At 66.0% G+C, this 21,176-nt stretch carries 22 protein-coding genes; 8 read left to right on the plus strand and 14 right to left on the minus strand.

The window, feature by feature from the left end; translation table 11 throughout:
• Nucleotides 1-126: 126 nt before the first annotated feature.
• Both xseA and AB0313_RS04010 read left to right on the plus strand, forming a co-directional pair.
• Entirely contained in the window at nucleotides 127-1,461 is a 1,335-nt protein-coding gene (gene xseA / locus AB0313_RS04005) for an exodeoxyribonuclease VII large subunit (protein WP_366303787.1), read from the plus strand.
• The gene (locus AB0313_RS04010) at nucleotides 1,458-1,676 is read left to right on the plus strand and encodes an exodeoxyribonuclease VII small subunit (RefSeq protein WP_141942457.1); all 219 of its coding nucleotides are present in this window, start codon (nucleotides 1,458-1,460) and stop codon (nucleotides 1,674-1,676) included. Before xseA ends, AB0313_RS04010 begins: the two co-directional genes overlap by 4 nt.
• Before the next feature lie 32 nt (nucleotides 1,677-1,708).
• Here the strand turns inward: AB0313_RS04010 and AB0313_RS04015 are convergent, their stop codons facing one another.
• From AB0313_RS04015 to AB0313_RS04040, 6 genes are all read right to left on the minus strand, one after another.
• Nucleotides 1,709-2,563 carry a polyphosphate kinase 2 family protein gene (locus tag AB0313_RS04015; protein WP_366303789.1) on the minus strand — a complete coding sequence of 285 codons (855 nt, stop codon included), beginning with the start codon at nucleotides 2,561-2,563 and terminating at the stop codon, nucleotides 1,709-1,711.
• A gap of 51 nt (nucleotides 2,564-2,614) precedes the next feature.
• Nucleotides 2,615-3,835 carry a pyridoxal phosphate-dependent aminotransferase gene (locus tag AB0313_RS04020; RefSeq protein WP_141942460.1) on the minus strand — a complete coding sequence of 407 codons (1,221 nt, stop codon included), beginning with the start codon at nucleotides 3,833-3,835 and terminating at the stop codon, nucleotides 2,615-2,617.
• 140 nt (nucleotides 3,836-3,975) lie between these two features.
• The gene (locus AB0313_RS04025; RefSeq protein WP_366303791.1) at nucleotides 3,976-4,938 is read right to left on the minus strand and encodes an ABC transporter substrate-binding protein; all 963 of its coding nucleotides are present in this window, start codon (nucleotides 4,936-4,938) and stop codon (nucleotides 3,976-3,978) included.
• Nucleotides 4,935-5,681, minus strand: coding sequence for an ABC transporter permease (locus AB0313_RS04030; RefSeq protein WP_366303793.1), 747 nt, complete (start codon nucleotides 5,679-5,681; stop codon nucleotides 4,935-4,937). The genes AB0313_RS04025 and AB0313_RS04030 overlap by 4 nt, the downstream gene beginning before the upstream one ends.
• On the minus strand, nucleotides 5,678-6,397 hold the full coding sequence (locus tag AB0313_RS04035) for an ABC transporter permease (protein ID WP_366303795.1): 720 nt from the start codon (nucleotides 6,395-6,397) through the stop codon (nucleotides 5,678-5,680). The genes AB0313_RS04030 and AB0313_RS04035 overlap by 4 nt, the downstream gene beginning before the upstream one ends.
• A complete protein-coding gene (locus AB0313_RS04040) occupies nucleotides 6,397-7,497 on the minus strand; it encodes an ATP-binding cassette domain-containing protein (RefSeq protein ID WP_307306560.1) in 1,101 nt (366 codons plus the stop codon). Before AB0313_RS04040 ends, AB0313_RS04035 begins: the two co-directional genes overlap by 1 nt.
• 234 nt (nucleotides 7,498-7,731) lie before the next feature.
• Here AB0313_RS04040 and AB0313_RS04045 point away from each other — a divergent pair, with 234 nt between their 5' ends.
• Entirely contained in the window at nucleotides 7,732-8,748 is a 1,017-nt protein-coding gene (locus AB0313_RS04045; RefSeq protein WP_366303797.1) for a pirin family protein, read from the plus strand.
• 16 nt (nucleotides 8,749-8,764) lie between these two features.
• Here AB0313_RS04045 and AB0313_RS04050 read toward each other — a convergent pair whose 3' ends face one another.
• Both AB0313_RS04050 and AB0313_RS04055 read right to left on the minus strand, forming a co-directional pair.
• Nucleotides 8,765-9,673 carry a BadF/BadG/BcrA/BcrD ATPase family protein gene (locus AB0313_RS04050; RefSeq protein WP_366304236.1) on the minus strand — a complete coding sequence of 303 codons (909 nt, stop codon included), beginning with the start codon at nucleotides 9,671-9,673 and terminating at the stop codon, nucleotides 8,765-8,767.
• A 77-nt stretch (nucleotides 9,674-9,750) separates the two neighbouring features.
• Nucleotides 9,751-10,725, minus strand: a complete 975-nt coding sequence (locus AB0313_RS04055; RefSeq protein WP_366304238.1) for a LysR substrate-binding domain-containing protein — start codon at nucleotides 10,723-10,725, stop codon at nucleotides 9,751-9,753.
• A gap of 102 nt (nucleotides 10,726-10,827) precedes the next feature.
• On the opposite strand from AB0313_RS04055, the gene AB0313_RS04060 reads away from it, so the two are divergent.
• Complete coding sequence (locus tag AB0313_RS04060; protein WP_366303799.1) at nucleotides 10,828-12,078, plus strand: MFS transporter; 1,251 nt, start codon at nucleotides 10,828-10,830, stop codon at nucleotides 12,076-12,078.
• Nucleotides 12,079-12,194: 116 nt separating this feature from the next.
• Nucleotides 12,195-12,698, plus strand: coding sequence for an Lrp/AsnC family transcriptional regulator (locus AB0313_RS04065; protein ID WP_174237525.1), 504 nt, complete (start codon nucleotides 12,195-12,197; stop codon nucleotides 12,696-12,698).
• Nucleotides 12,699-12,727: 29 nt separating this feature from the next.
• On the opposite strand, the gene AB0313_RS04070 is transcribed toward AB0313_RS04065, so the two are convergent.
• A complete protein-coding gene (locus tag AB0313_RS04070; RefSeq protein ID WP_366303802.1) occupies nucleotides 12,728-13,969 on the minus strand; it encodes an MFS transporter in 1,242 nt (413 codons plus the stop codon).
• Nucleotides 13,970-14,138: 169 nt separating this feature from the next.
• On the opposite strand from AB0313_RS04070, the gene AB0313_RS04075 reads away from it, so the two are divergent.
• Nucleotides 14,139-14,633, plus strand: a complete 495-nt coding sequence (locus tag AB0313_RS04075; RefSeq protein ID WP_174237601.1) for an Lrp/AsnC family transcriptional regulator — start codon at nucleotides 14,139-14,141, stop codon at nucleotides 14,631-14,633.
• On the plus strand, nucleotides 14,634-15,629 hold the full coding sequence (gene corA, locus AB0313_RS04080) for a magnesium/cobalt transporter CorA (protein ID WP_141942478.1): 996 nt from the start codon (nucleotides 14,634-14,636) through the stop codon (nucleotides 15,627-15,629).
• Here corA and AB0313_RS04085 read toward each other — a convergent pair.
• Together AB0313_RS04085 and AB0313_RS04090 are read right to left on the minus strand one after the other, a co-directional pair.
• On the minus strand, nucleotides 15,626-16,363 hold the full coding sequence (locus AB0313_RS04085; protein WP_366303804.1) for a Pr6Pr family membrane protein: 738 nt from the start codon (nucleotides 16,361-16,363) through the stop codon (nucleotides 15,626-15,628). The two genes, corA and AB0313_RS04085, sit on opposite strands and share 4 nt — an antisense overlap.
• An 80-nt stretch (nucleotides 16,364-16,443) precedes the next feature.
• Nucleotides 16,444-16,596 (minus strand): hypothetical protein, encoded by a 153-nt coding sequence (locus AB0313_RS04090; RefSeq protein ID WP_285244256.1) that lies wholly within the window; start codon nucleotides 16,594-16,596, stop codon nucleotides 16,444-16,446.
• 204 nt (nucleotides 16,597-16,800) lie between these two features.
• Between AB0313_RS04090 and AB0313_RS04095 the strand changes: the two genes are divergently transcribed.
• The gene (locus AB0313_RS04095) at nucleotides 16,801-17,883 is read left to right on the plus strand and encodes a DUF2235 domain-containing protein (RefSeq protein ID WP_307306542.1); all 1,083 of its coding nucleotides are present in this window, start codon (nucleotides 16,801-16,803) and stop codon (nucleotides 17,881-17,883) included.
• A gap of 193 nt (nucleotides 17,884-18,076) precedes the next feature.
• Here AB0313_RS04095 and AB0313_RS04100 read toward each other — a convergent pair whose 3' ends face one another.
• From AB0313_RS04100 to AB0313_RS04110, 3 genes are read right to left on the minus strand one after another with little or no spacing between them, the layout of a single operon-like run.
• Entirely contained in the window at nucleotides 18,077-19,201 is a 1,125-nt protein-coding gene (locus tag AB0313_RS04100; RefSeq protein ID WP_141942484.1) for a Gfo/Idh/MocA family oxidoreductase, read from the minus strand.
• Nucleotides 19,198-20,010, minus strand: a complete 813-nt coding sequence (locus AB0313_RS04105; RefSeq protein WP_366303807.1) for a ThuA domain-containing protein — start codon at nucleotides 20,008-20,010, stop codon at nucleotides 19,198-19,200. Before AB0313_RS04105 ends, AB0313_RS04100 begins: the two co-directional genes overlap by 4 nt.
• Entirely contained in the window at nucleotides 20,007-21,107 is a 1,101-nt protein-coding gene (locus AB0313_RS04110; RefSeq protein WP_366303809.1) for a Gfo/Idh/MocA family oxidoreductase, read from the minus strand. Before AB0313_RS04110 ends, AB0313_RS04105 begins: the two co-directional genes overlap by 4 nt.
• Nucleotides 21,108-21,176 lie beyond the last annotated feature (69 nt).

Raw genomic sequence — 21,176 nt, forward strand, 5'->3', positions numbered from 1 at the left:
TAGGCAGGGCGGATGGGCGGTTCCTGTCAGCCCCCGGTGCTACAACCTTATGGATAAGGTTGATTGTCCGCCCACAACAGATGAAGGACCGCATGCCCGCAGCACCAGCCTCTCCATGGCGTCCGCATGTCTGACCAGGCATCCCTTCCGGGTACCGGACCAACTACCCTGCCGGCCACGGCTGCGGAAACCAGTCCGGACAATCCGTGGCCGCTGCAGCTGCTCTCACAGAAGCTGAAGGCCCATATCGACCGCACTCCGTCGGCGTGGGTGGAAGGCCAGGTCATCGAGCTGAACCGCCGCGGCAGCAACGCGTATCTCACGCTCCGCGATGTGGACGCCGAGGTATCCCTTCCGGCGTCCGTCTGGACCAAGGTGCTGGAACGGCAGAACCTTCCGCTTGAGCGCGGTTCACGGGTGGTGGCCCTCCTGAAGCCCGAGTTCTGGCTGAAGACGGGCAGGCTCAACATGTTGGTCCGGGATATCCGGCCTGTGGGCCTGGGCGACCTGCTGGCCAGGATCGAGCGACTGCGGCAGGCCCTGGCGGCCGAGGGTCTGTTCGCCGACTCCCGGAAGAAGCCGCTGCCCCTTCTGCCGCACCGGATTGGGCTGATCACGGGGCGTGATTCGGACGCCAAGAAGGACATCCTGCGCAATGCAGCCCTGCGGTGGCCTGCGGTGGAGTTTGAGATCCGGGAAGTTGCCGTGCAGGGAAACACCGCGGTGGCCCAGGTGGTCCGCGCGCTGCGCGAGCTGGACGCCCTCCCCGCGGTGGACGTCATCGTCATCGCCCGCGGCGGGGGTGCCCTTGAAGACCTGCTGCCGTTCAACAGCGAAGACCTTATCCGTGCGGTTGCCGCCGCCGCCACGCCGGTGGTGAGTGCCATCGGCCACGAGGCAGACCGGCCGCTGCTGGACTATGTCGCAGACCTGCGGGCTTCCACCCCCACGGACGCCGCCAAAAGGATCGTCCCCGAAGTCTCCGAAGAGCTGGCCGGGGTTCGGCAGGCACGGGAACAGCTGCGGCGCTGCGTGGAACGGCTGTTGGACCGGGAGTCGGACCGCCTGTCGGCGCTGCACTCCCGGCCCGTCATGGCGGCACCCGAGGGGATGGTTTCTGTCCGGGCCGAGGAAATCGAGCGGCTGCTGCGGCGTTCCTCAGCGGCCGTGAGTTCGACCGTGGCGCGGGCAGCGGACCAGCTGGAGCACCTCAAGGCCCAAGTGCGTGCGCTGTCCCCGCAGAAGACGCTGGACCGGGGGTACGCCGTCGTCGAACTTTCGGGAGACCAGGCCGCCCGGATCGCCAAAGCCGGCCACGCTGTTGTCCGCGCCCCTGCCGAGGCGCCCGCGGGCGCGGCCCTGTCCATCCGAGTGGCGGAGGGGCAATTCGGGGCCACGTCCACCGGGTCACCGCAGCCCGGAGCACCAGACCACCACGAGGAATTGGAAGAGAAGGCATGACCGAACAGAAACCAGAAGCCGACGTCGCCGCCCTGAGCTATGAGGAGGCCCGGGAACAGCTCATCGCCGTGGTGGGCAGGTTGGAGGCGGGAGGCGCCAGCCTGGAGGAATCGCTCGCCCTGTGGGAGCGCGGCGAGGCGCTGGCGGCGCGCTGCGAGGAGTGGCTGGAGGGAGCACGGAAGCGGTTGGCCGCTGCCCGCGACCAGCCGCTGTAACCCGGCCACTGTTCGCTGGGCCCGGGCCGGTGTCACGAACGGGCGACGAGTTCCCGTTCGATGTCGACGTCGAACTCGGCCTTGGGCCACTCCAGTCGAAGATCGGACAGCGCCGACATCACCAGTTGCTGCACGGCGATGCGGGCGAACCATTTCTTGTTGGCCGGCACCACGTACCAGGGGGCCACGGCGGAGCTGGTCTCGTCCAACGCGGCCTGGTAGGCGGCCATGTAGTCATCCCAGAATGCCCGTTCCTTCAAATCGCCACTGCTGTATTTCCAGTGCTTGGCAGGATTGTCCAGGCGCGCCAACAGCCTGGACCTCTGCTCATCCTTGCTGATGTTGAGCATCACCTTGATGATCCTGGTGCCGGCATCGGTTTGGCGGGCCTCGAATTCATTGATGGCCCGGTAGCGTCGGCCGATTTCTTCGGGGGTAGCCCAGTTGTGCACCCGGTGGATGAGGACGTCCTCGTAGTGGGAGCGGTCGAAGATCCCCACCATTCCGGCTGCGGGGACCTCCTTCTCGATACGCCACAGGAAGTCGTAGGACTTCTCCTGCTCGGTTGGGGCCTTAAACGCCTTGAATTGGACGCCCTGCGGGTCCATGGTGGCCATGACGTGGTTAACGATTCCGCCCTTGCCGGCCGTATCCATGGCCTGCAGGACCAGGAGGATCCGTTTCTTTCCCCCGGCCCGTGATTCGGCGAACAGCTGTTCCTGCAGTTCCGAGAGCTTCCCGTCCATCTCAGCCAGCAACGCCTCGCCGTCGGCCTTGTTGCCGTTGTAGCCCGGGGTGGCGTCCGGGTCCACCGAGGCCAGGGAAAATCCCTTTCCAACGCGCAGCGTGTCAGATGGTTGCTGGTCGAAACTGACGACGCGGGCCATGGGATTCCTCTCCACAGGGGTACACGGGCCCGGCAGGCCCGTGTGCACAGGCTAGTTCCCCTGGTACCGGCTTAGGAAGTCCCCCATGCGTCCGATGGCTTCCTCGATGTCCTTGACGTTGGGCAGCGTCACCATGCGGAAGTGGTCCGGCCGCACCCAGTTGAAGGCGCGGCCATGGGAGAGCAGGATCTTCTGTTCCTTCAGCAGGTCGAGGACAAACTTTTCGTCGTCCCGGATGTGGTAGACCTCGGGGTCGAGCCGCGGGAAGAGGTAGAGGGCACCCCTCGCCTGCTGGGTGCTCACTCCGGGAATGGCGTTCAGCATGTCATACGCCTTGTTGCGCTGTTCCAGGAGCCGGCCGCCGGGAAGGATGAGGTCGGTGATGCTCTGGTAGCCACCGAGGGCTGTCTGGATGGCGTGCTGGGCCGGGACGTTGGCGCAGAGGCGCATGTTGGCCAGGAGGTTGATGCCTTCGAGGTAGTCGGCAGCATCCTTCTTTGGCCCGGAGATGGCCATCCAGCCGGCCCGGTAGCCGCACACCCTGTAGGCCTTGGAGAGGCCGCTGAAGGTCAGGCAGAGGACATCGTCGCCGGTGAGGCCGGCCAGGTTCACGTGGACGGCGTCCTCGTAGAGGATCTTCTCGTAGATCTCGTCGGCGAAGATCACCAGGCCGTGCTTTTCCGCAAGGGCCACAATCCGCTTGAGCGTCTCTTCCGGATAGACGGCGCCCGTGGGGTTGTTCGGGTTGATGACCACGATCCCCTTGGTGCGCGGAGTGATCTTGGCTTCCATGTCCTCGAGGTCGGGCTGCCAGCCGGAGTCCTCGTCACAGAGGTAGTGGACCGGCTTGCCGCCGGCGAGTGCAACGGATGCCGTCCACAACGGGTAGTCGGGGGTGGGAATGAGCACCTCGTCGCCGGCATCCAGCAGCGCCATCAGTGACATGGTGATGAGCTCGCTGACGCCGTTGCCCAGGTAGATGTCGTCCACATGGATGTTCTGGATGCCGCGGGTCTGGTAGTACTGAGAAACGGCAGTGCGTGCGGAAAAGATACCGCGGGAATCGCTGTACCCCTGGGCGTGCGGCAGGTGGCGGATCATGTCCACCAGGATGGCGTCCGGGGCTTCGAAACCAAACGGCGCAGGGTTTCCAATGTTCAGCTTGAGGATCCGGTGGCCCTCCGCCTCCATCTGCTGGGCAGCCTGGAGGATCGGTCCACGAATGTCATAGAGAACGTTGTTGAGCTTCGTGGACTGCCTGAATTCTGCCATTCCTCAAATATGCCACAGGAAGGATGAATGGCCGTTGAGACGTCCGCCACACGGCCGACGGCGGCTGCCGGACCTTCGAAGGTCCGGCAGCCGCCGTCGTCATCATCAGGTAATTGCCGTCCGCGGGGCAGCGAACGGATTTACTTGACGATGCCCTTTTCCTTGAGCCACGAGGTTGCTGCCGTCTTGGCGTCCTGCTTCTGGTTGCCGCTGACCGCCCGGTTGAGGTTGATCAGGTCATCCGTGGTGAGAATGCTGGATACCGAGTTCAGCGCCTGCTTGGCCTTGTCCGTCATCTTGGACTTGTTGTACAGCGGCAGGACCTGCTGGGCGATGAAGTTGTTCTTGGGATCGTCCAGGACCACCAGGTCGTTGTCGGCGATGGAAGGCGTGGTGGTGTAGATGTCCGCCACCTGTACCTGGTCCTGCAGGAGCGCCTTGAGCGTCACCGGGCCGCCGCCATCGCTGAACGGCTCCAGCTTCTTGGGCACGCAGTTGTAGTTCTTCTTCAGGCCGGGCAGGCCGTAGGCACGCTCGGCGAAGGTGGCGGGGGCGCCCACCACGATGTCGCTGCAGACCTTGGCCAGGTCCTCGATGGACTTCAGCTGGTACTTCTCAGCGGTCGCCTTGGTCACCACCATGGCGTCCTTGTCCTCGGCCTTGGACGCGTCCAGGACGCCCAGCCCGTCCGGGAGCTTGCCCGGCAGTGCCTTGGCGATATCGCCGGCGGAGACTTCGGTGGCTTCCTTGTTGACGTAGAGCAGCAGGTTGCCGCTGTAGTCCGGCACCACGTCCACGGAGCCGTCCTGCACAGCCTTGAAGTACACCTCACGGGAGCCGATGTTCGGCTTGGTGGTGGCGGTGATGCCGTTGGCGTTCAGGGCGCCGGCGTAAAGTTCGGCGATGATCTGGCTTTCGGGGAAGTCCGCGGAGCCCACAACCAGGGATGTCGCTTCACCCGAAGCCCCGCCGCTGGAGGCCGGGGCGTTCTTTAACGGATCGGACGAACCGCCGCAGGCGGACAGGGCCACGGCGAGGCCAAGCCCGGCAGCCAGGCCGCTGAACGCCCGCCTGCCGAGGCGCTGGGAACGGCTATCTTTCATGACTTACCTCCTTGTACAACAGTCTCCGCAACTACGGGGTCTGTGAGTTCAACCGCAGCCTCCTGGCTGCGGTGGGACAGTTTTGAGGCGCCCTGAGTGAGGAACAGCCTCTGGAACAGGGTCAGGACGAGGTCCACGGCGATCGCCAGCACGGCAATGAGAAGGGAACCTCCCAGCATCTGGGGGAAGTCACTGAGGACGAGTCCGTCGAACAGGTAGCGGCCAAGGCCGCCAAGGTTGATGTAGGCAACCACGGAGACCGTGGCGATTACCTGCAGCACCCCGGTCCGGAATCCGCCGAACATGACCGTGAGGGCGTTTGGCAGTTCGGCCCGGAACAGGACCTGCAGTTCGGTCATCCCCATGGCGCGGGCGGCGTCCACCACGTTCCGGTCAACGCTGGAGATCCCGGCGTAAGTTCCTGCCAGCAGCGGGGGTACCGTGAGGATCACGAGGGCCCAGATTGGGGGCATCAGCCCAATGCCGGCCAGCAGCACGAACAGGATCAGCAGGCCGAGGGTGGGCAGGGCACGCAGGGCGCCTGCCAGTGCGACGACGGCCACGCGTCCCCGCCCGGTGTGGCCCACGAACAGTCCGACCGGAACGGCAATGGCGGTGGCGATCAGCATGACGAGCCCGGTGTACTGGAGGTGCTCCCCCAGCCGGGTGGGGATTCCCATGCTCCCGGACCAGTTCAGGGGGTCGGCAAGCCAGGAGAAGGTATCGGCGAAAACGTTGCTCATGGCGCTCCCCCTGCGGCGTGCGCGGCCCGGTCGGTTGCGGACGCTGCCAACGAGTTGCCGGGTGCCCCGCGGCCACGTCGAGTGCCGGCGCGCTCCCAGGGAGTGAGGATGCGTTCGAGCAGGACCAGGACGGCGTCCATCACCAGCGCCAGGAGCAGGATGGCCACGATGCCCACCACCACTTCGGTGACGAAGTCGCGCTGGAGGCCGTCGGTGAAGAGCATGCCCAGGTTGCCGACGCCAAGGAGGGCCGCCACACTGACCAGCGAAATGTTGCTGACGGACACCACCCGCAGCCCGGCGAACATGACCGGCAGGGACAGCGGCAGGTCCACCTGCAGGAACCGTGCCAATGGTTTAAACCCCATGGCCTGGGCGGCCTGGCTGACGTCGGCGTCGACGGAATCGAAGGCATCCAGGGCTGCGCGGACCAGCAGGGCGACGGCGTAGATGGTAAGCGCCACCACGACATTGAGGGGATCCAGGATGCGGGTGCCCAGGATGGTGGGCAGGATGATGAACAGCGCCAGGGATGGGATGGTGTAGAGGAGGGAGGAGGCCGTCAGCACCACTGAACGCAGTACGTTGTTTCGCCGCGCCAGCTGCGCCAGCGGGATGGAAACCAGCAGGCCAAGGACCATGGGAACGATGGCCAGCACCAGGTGCTGGCCGCCGCGCTGCATAACCATGCCGGTATTCGCCAGGAACCACTCCATCAGAGGGCAGCCTGCCGCATCTGGCGGGCTTCTTCGATCAGAGCCAGCACTTCGCCGCCGCGGACCACTCCCCGGACCCTGCCGTCGGAGTCCACGGCAACGCCCAGGCCCGACGGCGAGGACAGGGCTGCGTCGAGGGCGCGCCGAAGGCTTTCCCCAGGACGGAACAGCGAACCACCGGGAACCAGTTCCGTTTCGGTGCCGGGCGCCGACCAGCCCAGCGGACGCTTGTCCGCGTCCACCACCAGCTGCCAGCCGCCGGCAGCGCTGGAATCGGACTGGTAACCCTCCGGCGCGCGGACAATGGTTGGCACGGGGTGGACCGCCACGGCATCGGCCGGGGTGAACCCCAGATGCCGGAAGCCGCGGTCCCGTCCCACAAAGGAGGCTACGAAGTTGTTGGCCGGCGCCCGCAGGATTTCCTCGGGAGTGGCGTACTGGGCCAGCTTCCCGCCGGTGGCAAAAACGGCCACCTTGTCCCCGAGGATGGTGGCTTCGTCAATATCGTGGGTGACGAACACTATTGTCTTGGCCAGGTCCTTCTGTAGCCGCAGCAGTTCCTGCTGGAGTTCGTCACGGACCACCGGGTCCACTGCACTGAACGGCTCATCCATGAGCAGGATGGGCGGATCTGCGGCCAGGGCGCGGGCCACACCGACGCGCTGCTGCTGGCCGCCGGAGAGCTGCGACGGGTAGCGCTTGCCCAGCGATTGGGCCAGGCCCACCACGTCCAGGAGCTCGCCGGCCCTTTTGCGCGCATCCGCTTTGGAGACGCCGTTCAGCCTGGGAACCGTGGCGATGTTGTCCAGCACGGAGCGGTGCGGCAGCAGCCCTGCCGACTGCATCACGTAACCCATGGAACGGCGCAGTTCCGCGGCCGGCACCGAGGTGACGTCCCGGCCGTCCACTGTGATGGTTCCGGACGTGGGTTCCACCATCCGGTTGATCATCCTGAGCGATGTCGTTTTGCCGCACCCGGAAGGACCCACAAAGACGGTGACAGAGCCCTTGGCGATGGACATGGACAACCCGTCCACGGCCGGCTGGCCGCCAGGGTACTGCTTGGTAACGCTCTGGAACTCGATCATCGCCTGGTCCATGGTGCGGACTTACCTGTTCTCTTGGACGGGCTGCTCCCAGCACCGCGACATTGCCATCAGCACGCTGATAGTTACGGTAGCCCAAACGGGGGCGGCCTTCAGCAGCTGAAGCCCTAATCCACGCAAAGGAATCCCTACTGTGACCATTCGGCACCCGGGCCGGGGCGGATGGGTTTCGACGCCGGCACACACCCGCTGCTGTCGGGGCACGCCGGCCGCGCCTAAAGTAAAGCCGTGACCAACTTGGAAGTCTCGCCCCAGGAAGAGCTCTGCCCGCCGGCCCAGGAAGGCACGTCGGGCCCCTGCCTGCAGTTATGGCCCGAGCGCGAAGTGCCGCTGGGCGGGGTCCGCGCCATGAACGTCAAACGCACGTTGCCCCAGCGCGGACTGCCCACCATCGGTGCCTGGTGCTTCCTGGACAGCTTCGGCCCGGACCGGACCGCCATGTCCGTCCTCCCGCACCCGCACATCGGGCTGCAGACAGTGACCTGGCCGCTCGCGGGGAACATCCGCCACCGGGACAGCGTGGGAAGCGATGTGGTGGTGCGCCCCGGGGAGCTGAACATCATGACCGCCGGACACGGGGTGTCGCACTCCGAGTTCGCGGTTCTTCCGTCCGGCGGCGGCGAGTTGCCGCTGCAGCGGGGCCTGCAGCTCTGGGTTGCCCTGCCCGACGGGGACCGGCACCGTGAACCTGCATTCGAACAGCACCGCGAACTGCCACGCGCCGAGGGGCACGGCTTTACGGCAACCGTGATGGTGGGGGAACTCGCCGGGGTGGTGTCCCCCGCAACGATGTACACACCAATTGTCGGCGCGGACGTTTCCTGCGAAGGGGAAACTGTGCTGCCGCTGAACCCGGCCTTCGAGCACGGGATTTTGGTGCTCGACGGCGGCCTGGCGGTGGACGGGCAGGAGATGCCGGCGGGCCCGCTGGGCTACCTGGGCACCGGCCGCAGTGAGCTTCGGATGCAGGCCGGCCCGGGCACCCGCTTCCTGCTGATCGGCGGCGAGCCGTTCGGCGAGGAACTGCTCATGTGGTGGAACTTCGTGGGCCGCACCCACGAAGAGGTGGAACAGGCACGGGACGATTGGGAAGCGCAGGCCGGACTCCCGGATGCCGAAACGGCCACTGCCCGCTATGGCCTGGTGCCGGGCCATGGACCGGATGCCGGGGCGGAAGCAGGCCGCATACCGGCTCCCCCGCTGCCCGGCGTCCGGCTGACACCTCGCAAGCGCTCCGACAGTTAAGACCCTCCGCTGGAGCTCAGTTCGGCTCTGCCAGGAGCTGCAGGACCCCGAACACCGGTTCCTGGTCCAGGACCCGTACATCGGTGATCCCGGCGGCCTCAAGGTTCCGCCGGAACGACTCCTGGAGGGACGCTACGTTCGTGCCGAGCCCGCCGCCCAGGATGACGGGGCCGTTGATCTTCAACTGTCCCAGCACCTGCCCTGCCAGGGCGGCGAGGTCCGTTCCGGCCTGGTCGAGCAGCGCAATGCTGTCCTGGTGCCCAGCGGCTGCCGCTTCCACAACGTGCCTGGCCTGCTGTGCCCAGAACCGCCGCCCCGTCTCCGGGGAGTGGAACAAGGCAATGAGTTTGTTGGGATGGTCCAGCCCACAGGACGCCAGGAGGTCCGCGGTGAGGTGGTCGATGGGCAAGCCCTGGTTCATCCGGCGGAGGCTGTGCCGCACGGCTTCCCTGCCTAGCCAGTAACCGCTGCCTTCGTCCCCGAGCAGGTATCCCCAGCCGCCGGCCCTGGCCTCGCCGCCGTCGGCATTGCGTCCCCAGGCGGCCGACCCGGTGCCGGCGATGACCGCCACTCCGGTGGCGGCACGGCCCGCGGCCAGCAGCAGGCGGGAGTCGTGGACGACGGTGATGCGGGCCTCCGGGGCCAGCGGCTGGATCAGGGCAGCCAGGGCGGCTGCGTCCTCGTCGGTGTCGATTCCCCCGGACCCTGCGTAAACCCTGTCCACCCGGCCTCCCCCGATCCTGGCGAAAAGATCCGCGAGGTTTTGTGCCGCCTGCCCGCGGGTAACGTTCTGCACATTGGAGCTCCCGGCCGAATCGTCAGCGACGGGAAGTCCGTCCTCAAAACGGACCCCGTGCGTTTTGGTTCCGCCGATGTCCAGGCCGATGGTGACGCCGTGGAGGGGACTTGCCGGGGAGCCCTGCATGTACCCGGCCGGGCTGGTGGAGGAGTTTTGGGTGTTGGTCACGTCACAAGGGTACTGGCGCGGACAGCCGGGTGCCGTCAGTGGCCTGCCTTTGCCGCCAGACCCGCCAACAGCGCGGGGCCCTGTGCCACCACCAGCTCGCGGAAGAGCCGGGCCGGAACAGGTTCGCTTTCGGGCTTCCGGCGCCGCCAGCTGACGCCGACTTCCCGGAAGGCGAGCGCAGAGTCAAGTGGTACCTCCACCCAGCCCAGGTCCCCTCTCTCCGGGCGGACGATCCGGCCCGGAGAATCACCCCCGGGCGGCAGGATGCTGACGCCAAGGCCTGCCGAAACCAGCCCGCGGACGGTATGCGAATCCTGGCTCTCAAAGGCAATACGCGGCCGGTACCCCACTTCCCGGAACAGCGCGTCCGTCATCGACCGCAGCCCGTATCCGGATCCCAGGGCCACAAACGGCTCGGTGCGGATGTCGGCCATCCGCGCCATCGGCTGGCGGGCCAGCGGGTGGCGGTGATGTACCACCAGCCGGAGTGGTTCACGGTACAGCGGCGCCGACTCCAGGTTCCTGCCGGGCGGAGCGACGGGGGCGGTAAGGGCGAGGTCCGCGTCCCCGGATGCAAGTTCATCCAGGCAGGCGCTGCGGGCGCCTTGGCTCAGCCGGAAGCCTGCACCGGGGTGCCGGGCACGGAAGGCGCTGATCAGCAACGGCAGGGTGGCTTCACCGAAGGTGTGCTGGAAGGACACCGTCACAGTGCCCCTGACCACCTCCGACTCGTTCCTGACCAGATCCAGTCCGGCCTGGAACTCCGCCAGTGCCTGGTCGATGTAGGGCAGCAGGGTGCGCGCGGCGGGAGTCAGGCGTACTCCGCGGCCGTCCCGGACCAGGAGTTCGGTTCCGACGGCGGCGCTGGCCCTGGCAAGGGCACGGCTCACCGTTGACTGGGGTACTCCGAGCAGTTCGGCTGTTTCCGTTACGTGCTCGGTGCGGCCCAGTTCGGCAAGTACCGGCAGGAGCGGCAGCAGTTGAGCCAGTTGTTTGCGGTCCGGTTCCATGGCCACCTCGGCGCAGGCGTTTTGAAGCAATCGATTCCTGCTATGAGTTTGGCACGAATTATGCATTGGAAGCATCTTTTGCCCGCGGACTAGGCTGGCTGGATGCCACAGAATGCACCCACCGGCACTGCTCCGTCCCCCAATTGGAACGGCCATGCCAAGGGATCCAGGGACTACGGCCGGATCCTCGCCGGCCTCTCCTGCGCCGGCGTGGCGACATTTGCCCAGCTCTACTCCACCCAGGCAGTCCTGCCAATCCTCGCGGCGGATCTGCGCATCACGGCTCCCGAAGCCGCCCTCACCATCTCCCTGGCCACAGTGGGCCTTGCTGCGACCGTCATACCCTGGTCCTTCCTGGCGGACCGGGTCGGCAGGGTGAAGGCCATGATGTGGGGCATCACCGCTGCCACCGTCCTGGGACTGCTGGTGCCGCTGTCGGCCAACTTCGCCATGCTGCTCGGGCTGCGGCTGCTGGAAGGGATGGCACTGGGCGGCATCCCCGCCGTCGCCATTGCGTACCTCAACGAGGAGGTCAGCAAGGCCCACGCCGCAGTGGCGGCTGGAAGCTATGTTGCGGGCACCACGCTGGGCGGCCTGTCCGGCCGGCTGGTGGCCGGACCGGTCGGCGAGCTCTGGGGCTGGCGCGCGGCCGCCCTGGCCGTGTCCCTCCTGGCGACGGGTGCCGCCGTCGCATTTCTGGTCCTGGTGCCCCGCGCGCGCGGATTTGTCCCCGCCCAGGCTGCCGGTCTCCGCAGCGCTGTCGCGAGGCTGGGCGCCCACCTGCGCAATGTCCGGCTGCTGGCCCTCTACGCCCAGGCCTTCCTGATGATGGGCGGCTTCGTGGCCGTCTACAACTACCTGGGGTTCCGGCTGGCCGGCGCGCCGTTCGGGCTCCCCGCAACCGTGATCAGCCTGATCTTCCTGGCGTACCTGTCCGGCACGTTCTCCTCCCGGTGGGCCGCAGGAATGACCACGAGGTTCGGCCGCCGGAACGTCCTTCTCGCCGGGCTGGCACTCACCTTGGGCGGCCTCGCCCTGACCCTCACCCCATCCCTTGTGCTGATCCTGTCCGGACTGGTGGTGTTCACCGGTGGCTTCTTCGCGGCCCACAGCATCGGCTCCGGATGGACCGGGGCCATCGCCAGTACCGGCCGGGCGCAGGCAGCGTCGCTTTATAACCTGGCCTACTACCTTGGCTCCAGCCTTCTCGGCTGGGCCGGCGGCCTGGTCTTCCAGTCCTGGGGCTGGAGCGCCCTCGCTGGAGCCGTCATGGTCCTGGCCTGCCTTACGGCGGCGACTGTCGCCGTCGTTCATTCCCGCCCCGACGCTGCGGCTGGAGCTCCTGCGAATTAACCGGGGCCCAACGGCGGCTCGGTGCCAAGGATATTCGGCAGCACCGGTGCTGGCTGCGCGGATGGCGATGATTCTGCGGTCTAGGATGAATGCAGGACCGTTTGGAAGGAACCGCAGTGACGACGAATCCCAGGAACATCCGGGCAGGGGTGCATTCCGAGCCGCTGGATGCCATTGACGAGCGCCTGCTGGAAGCCCTCGTTGCCGATGCCAGGATTTCCAACAAGCAGCTTGCCGAAATGGTGGGGATCGCGCCCTCAACAGCCTTGATGCGCACGCGTGCGTTATCGGAGCGGGGCATCGTCCAAGGCTATGAGGCGAAGCTGAACCTGTCGGCCATCGGCCGGTCCGTGCAGGCCCTGGTGGCCGTGCGCCTCCGCGCGCACGACCGGGACCAGATCGACCGCTTCACCGCTCGCGTGCCCCACCTGCCGGCAGTACTTTCAACCTTCCACACCTCAGGTTCGGTGGACTACCTGCTGCACATCGCCGTCGGAAGCACCGAAGACCTGCGGGACTGGGTGCTGGACAACCTGGCCACAGACCCCGTGGTGGGCCACACCGAAACAACGCTCGTGTTCGAACACATCCAGGGCAACCACGGCCCGCTTCCGGAGTAGCCCGGCAGTGCCCGTCCAGGCCGCTGTACCTACGCCCGCCGGCGCAGTGCGGCCGCCAGTGTCACGGCAGACAGGACAACCGCCGCCGCGCCGCACACCAGGACGAAACCCTGGACTGCCGTGGTCATTCCGAACGCGGCACTGGCCCAGCCCAGGCCCAGCACCGGCACGGCGCTCCCCAGATAGGTGATGACGTAGACGGTGCTGATGATCTGGGCGTGCCGGGCAGGCTCCACTCGCCCCGCCACTTCGTTGAAGACTGTCCTGAACGCCAGTCCCTGACCCAATCCGGCCGTTACGGCGGCGCCGACCAGCAACAGCGGCAAGTGCCAGGTACCCGCGGCTCCCAGCAGCACGACCGAGGCGCCGAGCACCGCCAGCCCGGCGGGTACCGTCAGGCGGCCGCGCACGGTGACCAGCTGGCTCAGCGCAGAGGCTCCCAGCGGCAGGCCGGCCAGCACGCCAATCAGCGGCCGGGAGTCCGTGCCAAGGACCTGCGCGAAGTACCCGGGAGCCAGCGACAGGGAGAATCCGAACACGGCGAAGCTCAGGAAGCCGACGCCGGACGCCAGCCAGAAGGCACCCCTTGCCTGGCGGGATACCGAGGGCCAGCGGGGTGCAAGGACGTGCAGGGGGCGGGACACTGCGGGGACCATGATGGCCGGCCGCGCCCGGATCAGGTACAGCGGCACCAGAAGGGCCGCAAGCAACAGCGAGTGGACCGCATAGGGGGCCGTAGTCGCGCCGGGAAGCAGCGACAGCAGGCCGCCGATCACCGGTCCCGCCGCCACTCCCCCGGACGAGGCCAGCAGCGTGAAGCGGGACGCCCACTCAGGACGGGACGGGAGAAGCTCGCGCAGGGCGGCCGCACTGGCCCCGGTTGCAAGCCCCACAGCCATGCCCTGGAGTGCCCGGCCGGCGCAGAGGGCGGCCAGTGTTGCCGCATCCGCAAAGATCCAGCCGCCGGCGAGCCCCGCCAGGACAGCGACCAGGAGGGCAGCCCGTCGGCCGATGTGGTCGGACCAGTGTCCGGCGAGCAGCAGGGTACCCACCAGCGCCAGGACGTAGCTCGCAAATGCTGCGGTCACCTCGAGGCTGGAAAGTCCCAGGTTCGCCTGGAGCAGCGGGTAGAGCGGCGTAGCAAGGTTGGCGCCCACCAGGAGCATGAAGATGACTGCCCCGGAAATGACCAGCCGCGCCGTGGTGGAGGCATTCCACCCGCTGGGCGCTGCCGTCGCCGGGCGCATGCGCAGTTCGCTGAAGACCGTCAATGTGCCGCCTTAGGGTCGCCGCGGCAGGTGGGTCCTTGTGGGAGCCTGGCGCGGTTATAACTGTGTTGCTCCAAGATTGGGGCACGACTGCTGATTCCATCCGTCTTCCGGAGGATAATTGAGCAGAATTATCAAATTTGCCAATCAGCAATGATGGAGAGTGGCGATCTTGAACAAGCTGGACCCTACCGACCTGAAGATCCTCCTGGCCCTCATCCGGGATCCGCGGATCCAGATCGGCGAGCTGGGCGAGTCCCTGGGAATCGCCCGCAACACGGCACAGTCGCGGCTGCGCCGCCTGCTCCGCGCCGGCGTTTTGCGCCCGGGCGGCCGGGAGGTGGATCTTGAAGCGGTGGGCTATGACGTGGTGGCCTTCGTGACCATCGAGGTCTCCCACCGCGAGCTCGACGGCGTCGTGGCGGCGCTGAGGCTCATCCCACAGGTCCTGGAGGTCCACGAGATTTCAGGCCGTGGCGATGTCTGGTGCCGGGTGGTGGCCACAGACACGCACAACCTCCAGGCGTCCCTGCGGCAGGTCCTGAGGATCAAAGGGGTCATACGGACAGAAACAGTGCTGGCCCTGCACACCCACATCCCCTACCGGACGGAGCCACTCATCAGTGGCCTTAGCAACGCTTCAGCTCCGGCGGCTAGGATTTCCTGAATGACCATCATCGATAACGCCGTATACGTCAACGGCGTCCGCCACGCTGAGCCGGAAAACCTTGAGCAGACCTTTGAGACGCTGGCCCGCCACGGCGGGATGGCCTGGATTGGGCTTTACCGGCCCACTGCGGAAGAGATGGCCGCCGTAGCCGCCGAGTTCGGCCTCCACGCCCTTGCGGTGGAGGACGCTGTCTCGGCGCACCAGCGGCCGAAGCTGGAGCGTTACGATGACAACCTTTTCACCGTCCTGCGGCCGGCCCGTTACCTGGACGCTGATGAAACCGTGGAGTTTGGCGAACTGCACGTCTTCACGGGCAGGAACTTCGTGGTGACCGTCCGGCACGCCGAAACAGCCGGTGTAGCCACCGTCCGCCGGCGCCTGGAGGCAAGGCCGGATCTCCTCCAGCACGGCCCCGAGGCGGTTCTCTATGCTCTGCTGGACCGCGTGGTGGATGATTACGCGCCGGTGGTCGCCGGACTGGAAAACGACATCGACGAGATCGAGGACCAACTGTTCAGCGGTGACTCCTCCGTGTCCCGCCGCATCTACGAACTGGCACGGGAAGTGATCCAGTTCCAGCGTGCCATCCATCCCCTGCCGGAAATCCTGGACCAGCTGAAGCGCGGCTTCGAGAAGTACCAGGTGGAAACAGACCTGCGGCACAGCCTGCGGGATGTCGAAGACCACGTCGAACGGGTGATTTCGCGGGCAGACTCCTTCCGGGACCTGCTGCAGAACGCCTTGACCCTCGATGGGACGCTGACCGCCAACCGGCAAAACGAAGCCAGCGCCGAACAGAACGAACAGGTCAAGAAGATCTCCTCCTGGGCAGCAATCCTGTTCGCGCCCTCCTTTGTCGCGGGGATCTACGGGATGAACTTTGACAACATGCCCGAACTGCATTGGCCCTTCGGTTATCCGTATGCCTTGGTCCTCATGGTTGCGGCAGGCGCGCTTATGTACGGGATCTTCAAAAAGAAGGGCTGGATCTAGCCGGTCTTCGGCCTTGGGCTCCGGCCGAGGGACAGCGAAACCCTCGCGTTGCCCGCTGCGTGCACCAGCAGGGACATGACCAGGAACGCGAAGAGGACCTGGGTGGTTGCCACCAGCACCCTTGGCCAGCCGCCGTCGAGGGTGGGGTCCAGGAAGTCATAGACATACCATCCGTCCAGCCCGCCCCGGATCCAGGAGAACGCAAGGAACGCCACGGGGTACCCCAGCCAGGCCAGCGGCCGCAACCACCGGCCGTGCACTGTCCGGGTCACAAGAAGCCAGTCAAGAGCCGCCGCCAGCGGGGCCAGGCGGTGGTGGGCCAGCTGCGGCCAATACAAGTCCCAGGTCCACCACGGCTCTCCCGGCGGTGCTACCAGCACCACGTAGATGATCCCCGTCATGACCATGTACAGGACCAGTGCGCCGAACAGGTGGTCCCACCACGCCGGCAGCCCTGACCGGTGCCGCGCCGCTGAGTAAACCAGGACAAGCCCGAACACCAGGTTTCCCTGCACCGTGAATTCCGAGTACAGCTGCGGAACATCCACGTCGTTGCCAGGCAGCGTGGCATCAAGGGTCTTCTGGATGACTGCTGCGATCACGAACAGGCCCACCAGGATCCGGACGGCACGAATCCATGGCCGGTCGGGATGCAGGGCGGAGTTCACCTCCATGTGCTGCCGGACCGGCGGCTCCAATGGTGCAGGGAGGGCGGACTCCCTTACGCGGCTCATGCCGCCAGCATGCAGCCCCTGCCCACGGATAGCCAGAGTCCTTCGGCAGTAGGTCTTCCTGCTGCAGCAGGAAGACGGGGTCAGGCGTTGGTTCTGCGCTTGAGCCAGCCCCAGACGCCGGTGGCGACGAACAGGACCAGCCCGATGATGGCGAGCCACAGAAGGCCCTTCACGACGAAGCCGAGGATCGACAGGATGAGCCAGATGACAAGAAGTCCAATAATGATTCCCATGGCCCCCACTCCAGGACCCGCCGTTTGGATCGGTGGGCCCATCGCTCCCGCGTTTTGCCGGGTGTCACCCGCAACAGTCCCAGCCCTTGGCGCGCAGTCTCGCCGGAACCTGTGGACGCTGTGTGCGTGGCGGGTGTATACCGATGGAACCCGCGGAGCCGCGAATGCGGCCGAGTCGAGGGTCTGATCTGCCGGGAAGACAACATGGCCAAGCGAATTGTGGTGTGCTGCGACGGAACGTGGGCAACGCCGGACCAGACTGAAGACGGGCAACCATGTCCCACCAACGTCACCAAACTCGCACTTGGCATCGCCGCCACCGGCAAGGACAGCATGGGCGCTGATATCGAGCAAAGGGTCTTCTACCACCGCGGGGTGGGCACCGGACGCCAGGACCGGCTCGGAGGAGGCGCTTTCGGGGCGGGTCTCTCCCTCGATATCCTCGCCGCGTACCGTTTCATCATGGGTAACTTCCAGCCCGGGGATGAGTTGTTCCTCCTGGGTTTCAGCCGGGGCGCCTACACAGCACGCAGCACCGCCGGACTGATCAGGAACGCGGGCATCCTCCGGCGCCGCTTCCGGGGCAGGCTCCGCGATGCCTACAGCCTTTACAGGGACCGAACGGCCACCACCAATCCCCGGTCGGTGGAAGCCACACTCTTCCGCCGCTCCTTCTCCCACGAAACCCGCATCCATTGCATTGCCGTCTGGGACACCGTGGGTGCGCTCGGCATTCCCCTCACGGGGTTACCTCTCGTGGACAGGTTCAACCGCAGGTTTGCGTTCCACGACACCGGGCTGTCCACAACGGTCGACAACGCATTTCAAGCCCTCGCAATTGACGAGAAACGCAAACCGTTCGCCCCGGCCCTCTGGCAGCCACAGGACGACGCCGGCAATCAGCGTCTGGAACAGGTCTGGTTCACCGGAACCCACGGCGACGTTGGCGGCGGGAACCGGAGCAGCCTCCTGTCCGACATTGCACTGGGATGGATCATGGAACGCACCCGCAGCGCAGGCCTTGCGTTCCGTCCTGACGCCGTGCCGGTTGCGGTACCGGGCACGCCGGCGGACGGTGCATCAGATGTGTTTCCGCCGATCCAGGAGTCGCGCACCGGTTTCTGGAAGATGCTTCCGGCGTATGTCCGGCCGATAGGTCTGACTGATCCCGCGCATGAAACGGTGGCGGAGTCAGCCATGAAGCGGCATGATCAGGATCCCGCGTACCGGCCACCCAACCTGGTGCGCTTCCTGGCGGAACGTGCTGGGAACCCAGCCTCGTCTTGAGGACTATCTCCCGCCGAACAGCCCCACCCCGGGACCCGGAATGGTCGTCCGATGAAACCCTGGACGGCACCGGTCCGCCGGCACGGCCGGCGGACCGGTCCTCGACTCCAAACCCACTCCTTGCTGCCGGTGCGGCCCCATCCACTCGGCTGCCCCTGTCCCACCCGGACTGGGACTCGAATCTGCTTGTTTGTCAGATCTGCAGGACAACCGACTTCGCAGCTGCCGATTCCTCGATCGCGGCCAAGACCCGCTGGACCTGCAGCCCCTCCTCGAACGATGGGGACGGGGGGATTCCGTCACGGATAGCGGCAAGAAAATCACTGACCTGGTGGGTAAACGTATGCTCCCACCCGATTACGTGGCCCTGGGGCCACCATGCATCAACGTATGGGTGTTCCGGCTCTGTGACAACGATCCGCCGAAAGCCCTGCTCCTCAACGGGGTTCTTCGCGTCCAGGAACTCAAGCTCATTCAGCCGCTCGAGGTCGAACGCCAGGGAACCGAGGGAGCCATATACCTCGATCCTCAGCGAGTTTTTCCGACCCCGCGCCACCCGGGAAGCTTCAACAGAAGCTATCGCTCCACTGGCGAGGGCCAGCGTTGCCCAAGCGGCGTCGTCGACTGTGACCTGCTCCGTCCCGCTGTGGCCCGGGCGGTGGTTGACGAAGGTGTGAAGACGTCCGGAGGCCTCTGTGACGGTGTCGCCCAGAAGGTATTGAACCTGGTCAATGGCGTGCGAGGCGATGTCTCCCAGTGCCCCCGAACCTGCGGCCTCTTTCCGCAGCCGCCAACTCATGGGTGCGTGCTCGTCGGCCAGCCAGTCCTGCAGGTACGACACGCGGGCTTGTATGACCGTACCCAGACGCCCGGTGCTGATGAGGTGCTTGGCATAGGCGAGGGCGGGCACACGCCGGTAGTTAAACCCCAGCATCGATTGCACCCCGTGGGCCCGGGCTGCCTGGGCCGCGGCGACCATGGCCTCGGATTCGGTGATGGTGTTGGAGAGCGGCTTCTCTACCAGCACATGTTTACCAGCCTCCAGTGCGGCGATGGCGATCTCGGCGTGGAGCCATCCGGGGGCACAGATGTCCACGACGTCCACATCCTCGCGCACGATGACCTCGCGCCAGTCCGTGGCCGACTCCGCCCACCCGTACCGGGCCGCCGCATCGGCGACCTGGCCCGCGTCCCGGCCAACCACGACCCGCTGCTCAATGGCAGGAACGTCGAAGTAGGCCGCCACGTTACGCCACGCCTGTGAGTGTGCCTTGCCCATGAACGCATACCCAATTGCTGCGATACCCAGACGGCTCATCGGAGCACCGCCTCATCCATGATTGGCGGGGACTGACGGTGCGCCGGCAGGTCGGTCGGAGTTTCGTACCATCCTCGTGGCCGGTGGCTGACTTCCGGGGCTGCGCGGTCGAGCCCGGGCTGCGCGGCCCAGCGTACCCCGTTCGCCAGGACCCGCTGGATCTGCGGATGGTGGTACACCGGGTACTCCTGGTCGCCGGGGCTGAAGTAGAAGATGCGGCCCTTGCCACGGGTGAACGTGACACCGGACCGGAACACCTCGCCCCCGGCGAAGGAGCTGATAAAGATCAGGTCGTCAGGGTCAGGAATGTCGAACAGCTCCCCGTACATCTCCTGTTCCGGGATGACGATGGGGCTGTCCACGCCTTCTGCGATGGGGTGCGAGGGTTTCACGGTCCACACCAGCTCCCGCTGGCCGTCGTTCCGCCACGCAAGCGAGCAGCTGGTGCCCAGCAGTTTGGTGAAGATCTTCGAAAAGTGCCCGGAGTGGAGCACGATCAGCCCCATCCCGCCCAGCACGTGCCGGTGGACGCGCTCGACAACCGCGTCACTGACCTCGGCATGCGCCTTGTGGCCCCACCAGAGCAGGACATCCGTCTCCGCGAGCACCTCCTCATCCAGTCCGTGCTCGTCATCGGTGGCGAGGACCGCCGTCGAAATGTCGGCGTCCGGAAGGTGGGAGCGAAGCCCTGCAGCGATGGCTCCATGGATGCCGTCAGGGTACATATCCCCGATGTGGGCCGGTTCGTTGAGGGCCTCGTGGACGCCCTCATTCCACACCAGGATGGTCAGTCTTTCGACATTGTTCACAGCTGAACCTCCTTGCTTTCGCGGGCAGACCGATAGCATGCATCAATGATTTCGGCCCGGTTCAAGGCCAGGGAGCCGTCATGATGCCCCCATACCGTTTCGCCCCCGCGGACGCTCTCGATGAAGTCTCTGACGACGGCCTGATGGCCCAGCCCTGGCTGAGCTTCCGGCATGTAGTCGGCGTTCTCCCCATCTTTGTCCGTAAAGATCGTGAGCTGGCCGACGGGGGCGGACGGAGATCCTTTTGCTGTCAGTTCCGCGCCCCCATCGGTGCCGTAGACCATGAAGCCCAGCAGGTCGTCCTTTTCTCGGTAGCTGGCCCAGCCTGCCTCGATGAGAAGCGTTGCGCCGCCTTCGAGCCGGAGGAACGCGGAGGCAAAGTCCTCGACTTCGAAGGCGTGTTCGGCACTCATCGGTGAGAAGCGTGAGCTTCCGCCTCGGCCCCTGGGGCCGAGCTCTGCATGGATGGTCGCCGAGACGCTCACGACCTTGGGCTCGCCCAAGAGGTGAAGCGCGTAGTCCAGGACATGGACGCCAATGTCGGCCATGGGGCCACCCCCGGAGAGCTCCGGGTTTGTGAACCAACTACCGAGGCGGGGAATGCCTGTCCTGCGTAACCACGAGGCCTTTGCATAGTAGGGGCGCCCAAGTTCCCCATGCTCGATGATCGATTTGAGTTTTTGGATGTCGCCGCGTCGCCTGTGGTTGAAGGCAACGTCCAGAACTCTGCCGGCTCTTCGAGCCGCGGCGACCATGGTGCGGCCCTCTTCAGCGGAACGGGCGAGGGGTTTTTCGCTCAGGACGTGCAGCCCGCGGTCGAGGGCGGCCACGGCGATCGGCGCGTGCAGGAACGTAGGCACCGCGACGCTGATGGCGTCCAGGTCCTGGAGCTCCAGCATGTCCTCCCAACGCCGGAACGCGTTCGGGATGGCGTACTCAGTCTGGAGCGAGAGGAGCAGGTCCTCTTCCATCCCTGCAACCGCGTGGATCTCGACACCAGAAATAGTGCTGTAGGCCTTCAGATGCTGTTGGCCTGCCCAGCCGATGCCGACGACACCGACCTTCAGTGTGGGAGTTTGTGGCTGCTCGGAGTTCACGAAATTTGGTTCCTTATCTGTGGTTTGCCGCACCTGTGCGGATGCGGTCTGGAAGGTGTTGATTTGACC

Origin of the sequence: Pseudarthrobacter sp. NPDC080039 (assembly GCF_040702335.1) — a bacterium.
Lineage (GTDB): Bacteria > Actinomycetota > Actinomycetes > Actinomycetales > Micrococcaceae > Arthrobacter > Arthrobacter enclensis_A.

Coding starts and splice junctions, on each gene's coding strand:
- AB0313_RS04055 (WP_366304238.1), bottom strand. CDS start 10,725: ATGGAACCGGACCGCAAACAACTGGCTCAACTGCTGCCGCTCCTGCCG.
- AB0313_RS04025 (WP_366303791.1), bottom strand. CDS start 4,938: ATGAAAGATAGCCGTTCCCAGCGCCTCGGCAGGCGGGCGTTCAGCGGC.
- AB0313_RS04095 (WP_307306542.1), top strand. CDS start 16,801: ATGGCCAAGCGAATTGTGGTGTGCTGCGACGGAACGTGGGCAACGCCG.
- AB0313_RS04040 (WP_307306560.1), bottom strand. CDS start 7,497: ATGGACCAGGCGATGATCGAGTTCCAGAGCGTTACCAAGCAGTACCCT.
- AB0313_RS04090 (WP_285244256.1), bottom strand. CDS start 16,596: ATGGGAATCATTATTGGACTTCTTGTCATCTGGCTCATCCTGTCGATC.
- AB0313_RS04010 (WP_141942457.1), top strand. CDS start 1,458: ATGACCGAACAGAAACCAGAAGCCGACGTCGCCGCCCTGAGCTATGAG.
- AB0313_RS04085 (WP_366303804.1), bottom strand. CDS start 16,363: ATGAGCCGCGTAAGGGAGTCCGCCCTCCCTGCACCATTGGAGCCGCCG.
- AB0313_RS04060 (WP_366303799.1), top strand. CDS start 10,828: ATGCCACAGAATGCACCCACCGGCACTGCTCCGTCCCCCAATTGGAAC.
- corA (WP_141942478.1), top strand. CDS start 14,634: ATGACCATCATCGATAACGCCGTATACGTCAACGGCGTCCGCCACGCT.
- AB0313_RS04030 (WP_366303793.1), bottom strand. CDS start 5,681: ATGAGCAACGTTTTCGCCGATACCTTCTCCTGGCTTGCCGACCCCCTG.
- AB0313_RS04015 (WP_366303789.1), bottom strand. CDS start 2,563: ATGGCCCGCGTCGTCAGTTTCGACCAGCAACCATCTGACACGCTGCGC.
- AB0313_RS04020 (WP_141942460.1), bottom strand. CDS start 3,835: ATGGCAGAATTCAGGCAGTCCACGAAGCTCAACAACGTTCTCTATGAC.
- AB0313_RS04100 (WP_141942484.1), bottom strand. CDS start 19,201: ATGAGCCGTCTGGGTATCGCAGCAATTGGGTATGCGTTCATGGGCAAG.
- xseA (WP_366303787.1), top strand. CDS start 127: ATGTCTGACCAGGCATCCCTTCCGGGTACCGGACCAACTACCCTGCCG.
- AB0313_RS04035 (WP_366303795.1), bottom strand. CDS start 6,397: ATGGAGTGGTTCCTGGCGAATACCGGCATGGTTATGCAGCGCGGCGGC.
- AB0313_RS04050 (WP_366304236.1), bottom strand. CDS start 9,673: ATGCAGGGCTCCCCGGCAAGTCCCCTCCACGGCGTCACCATCGGCCTG.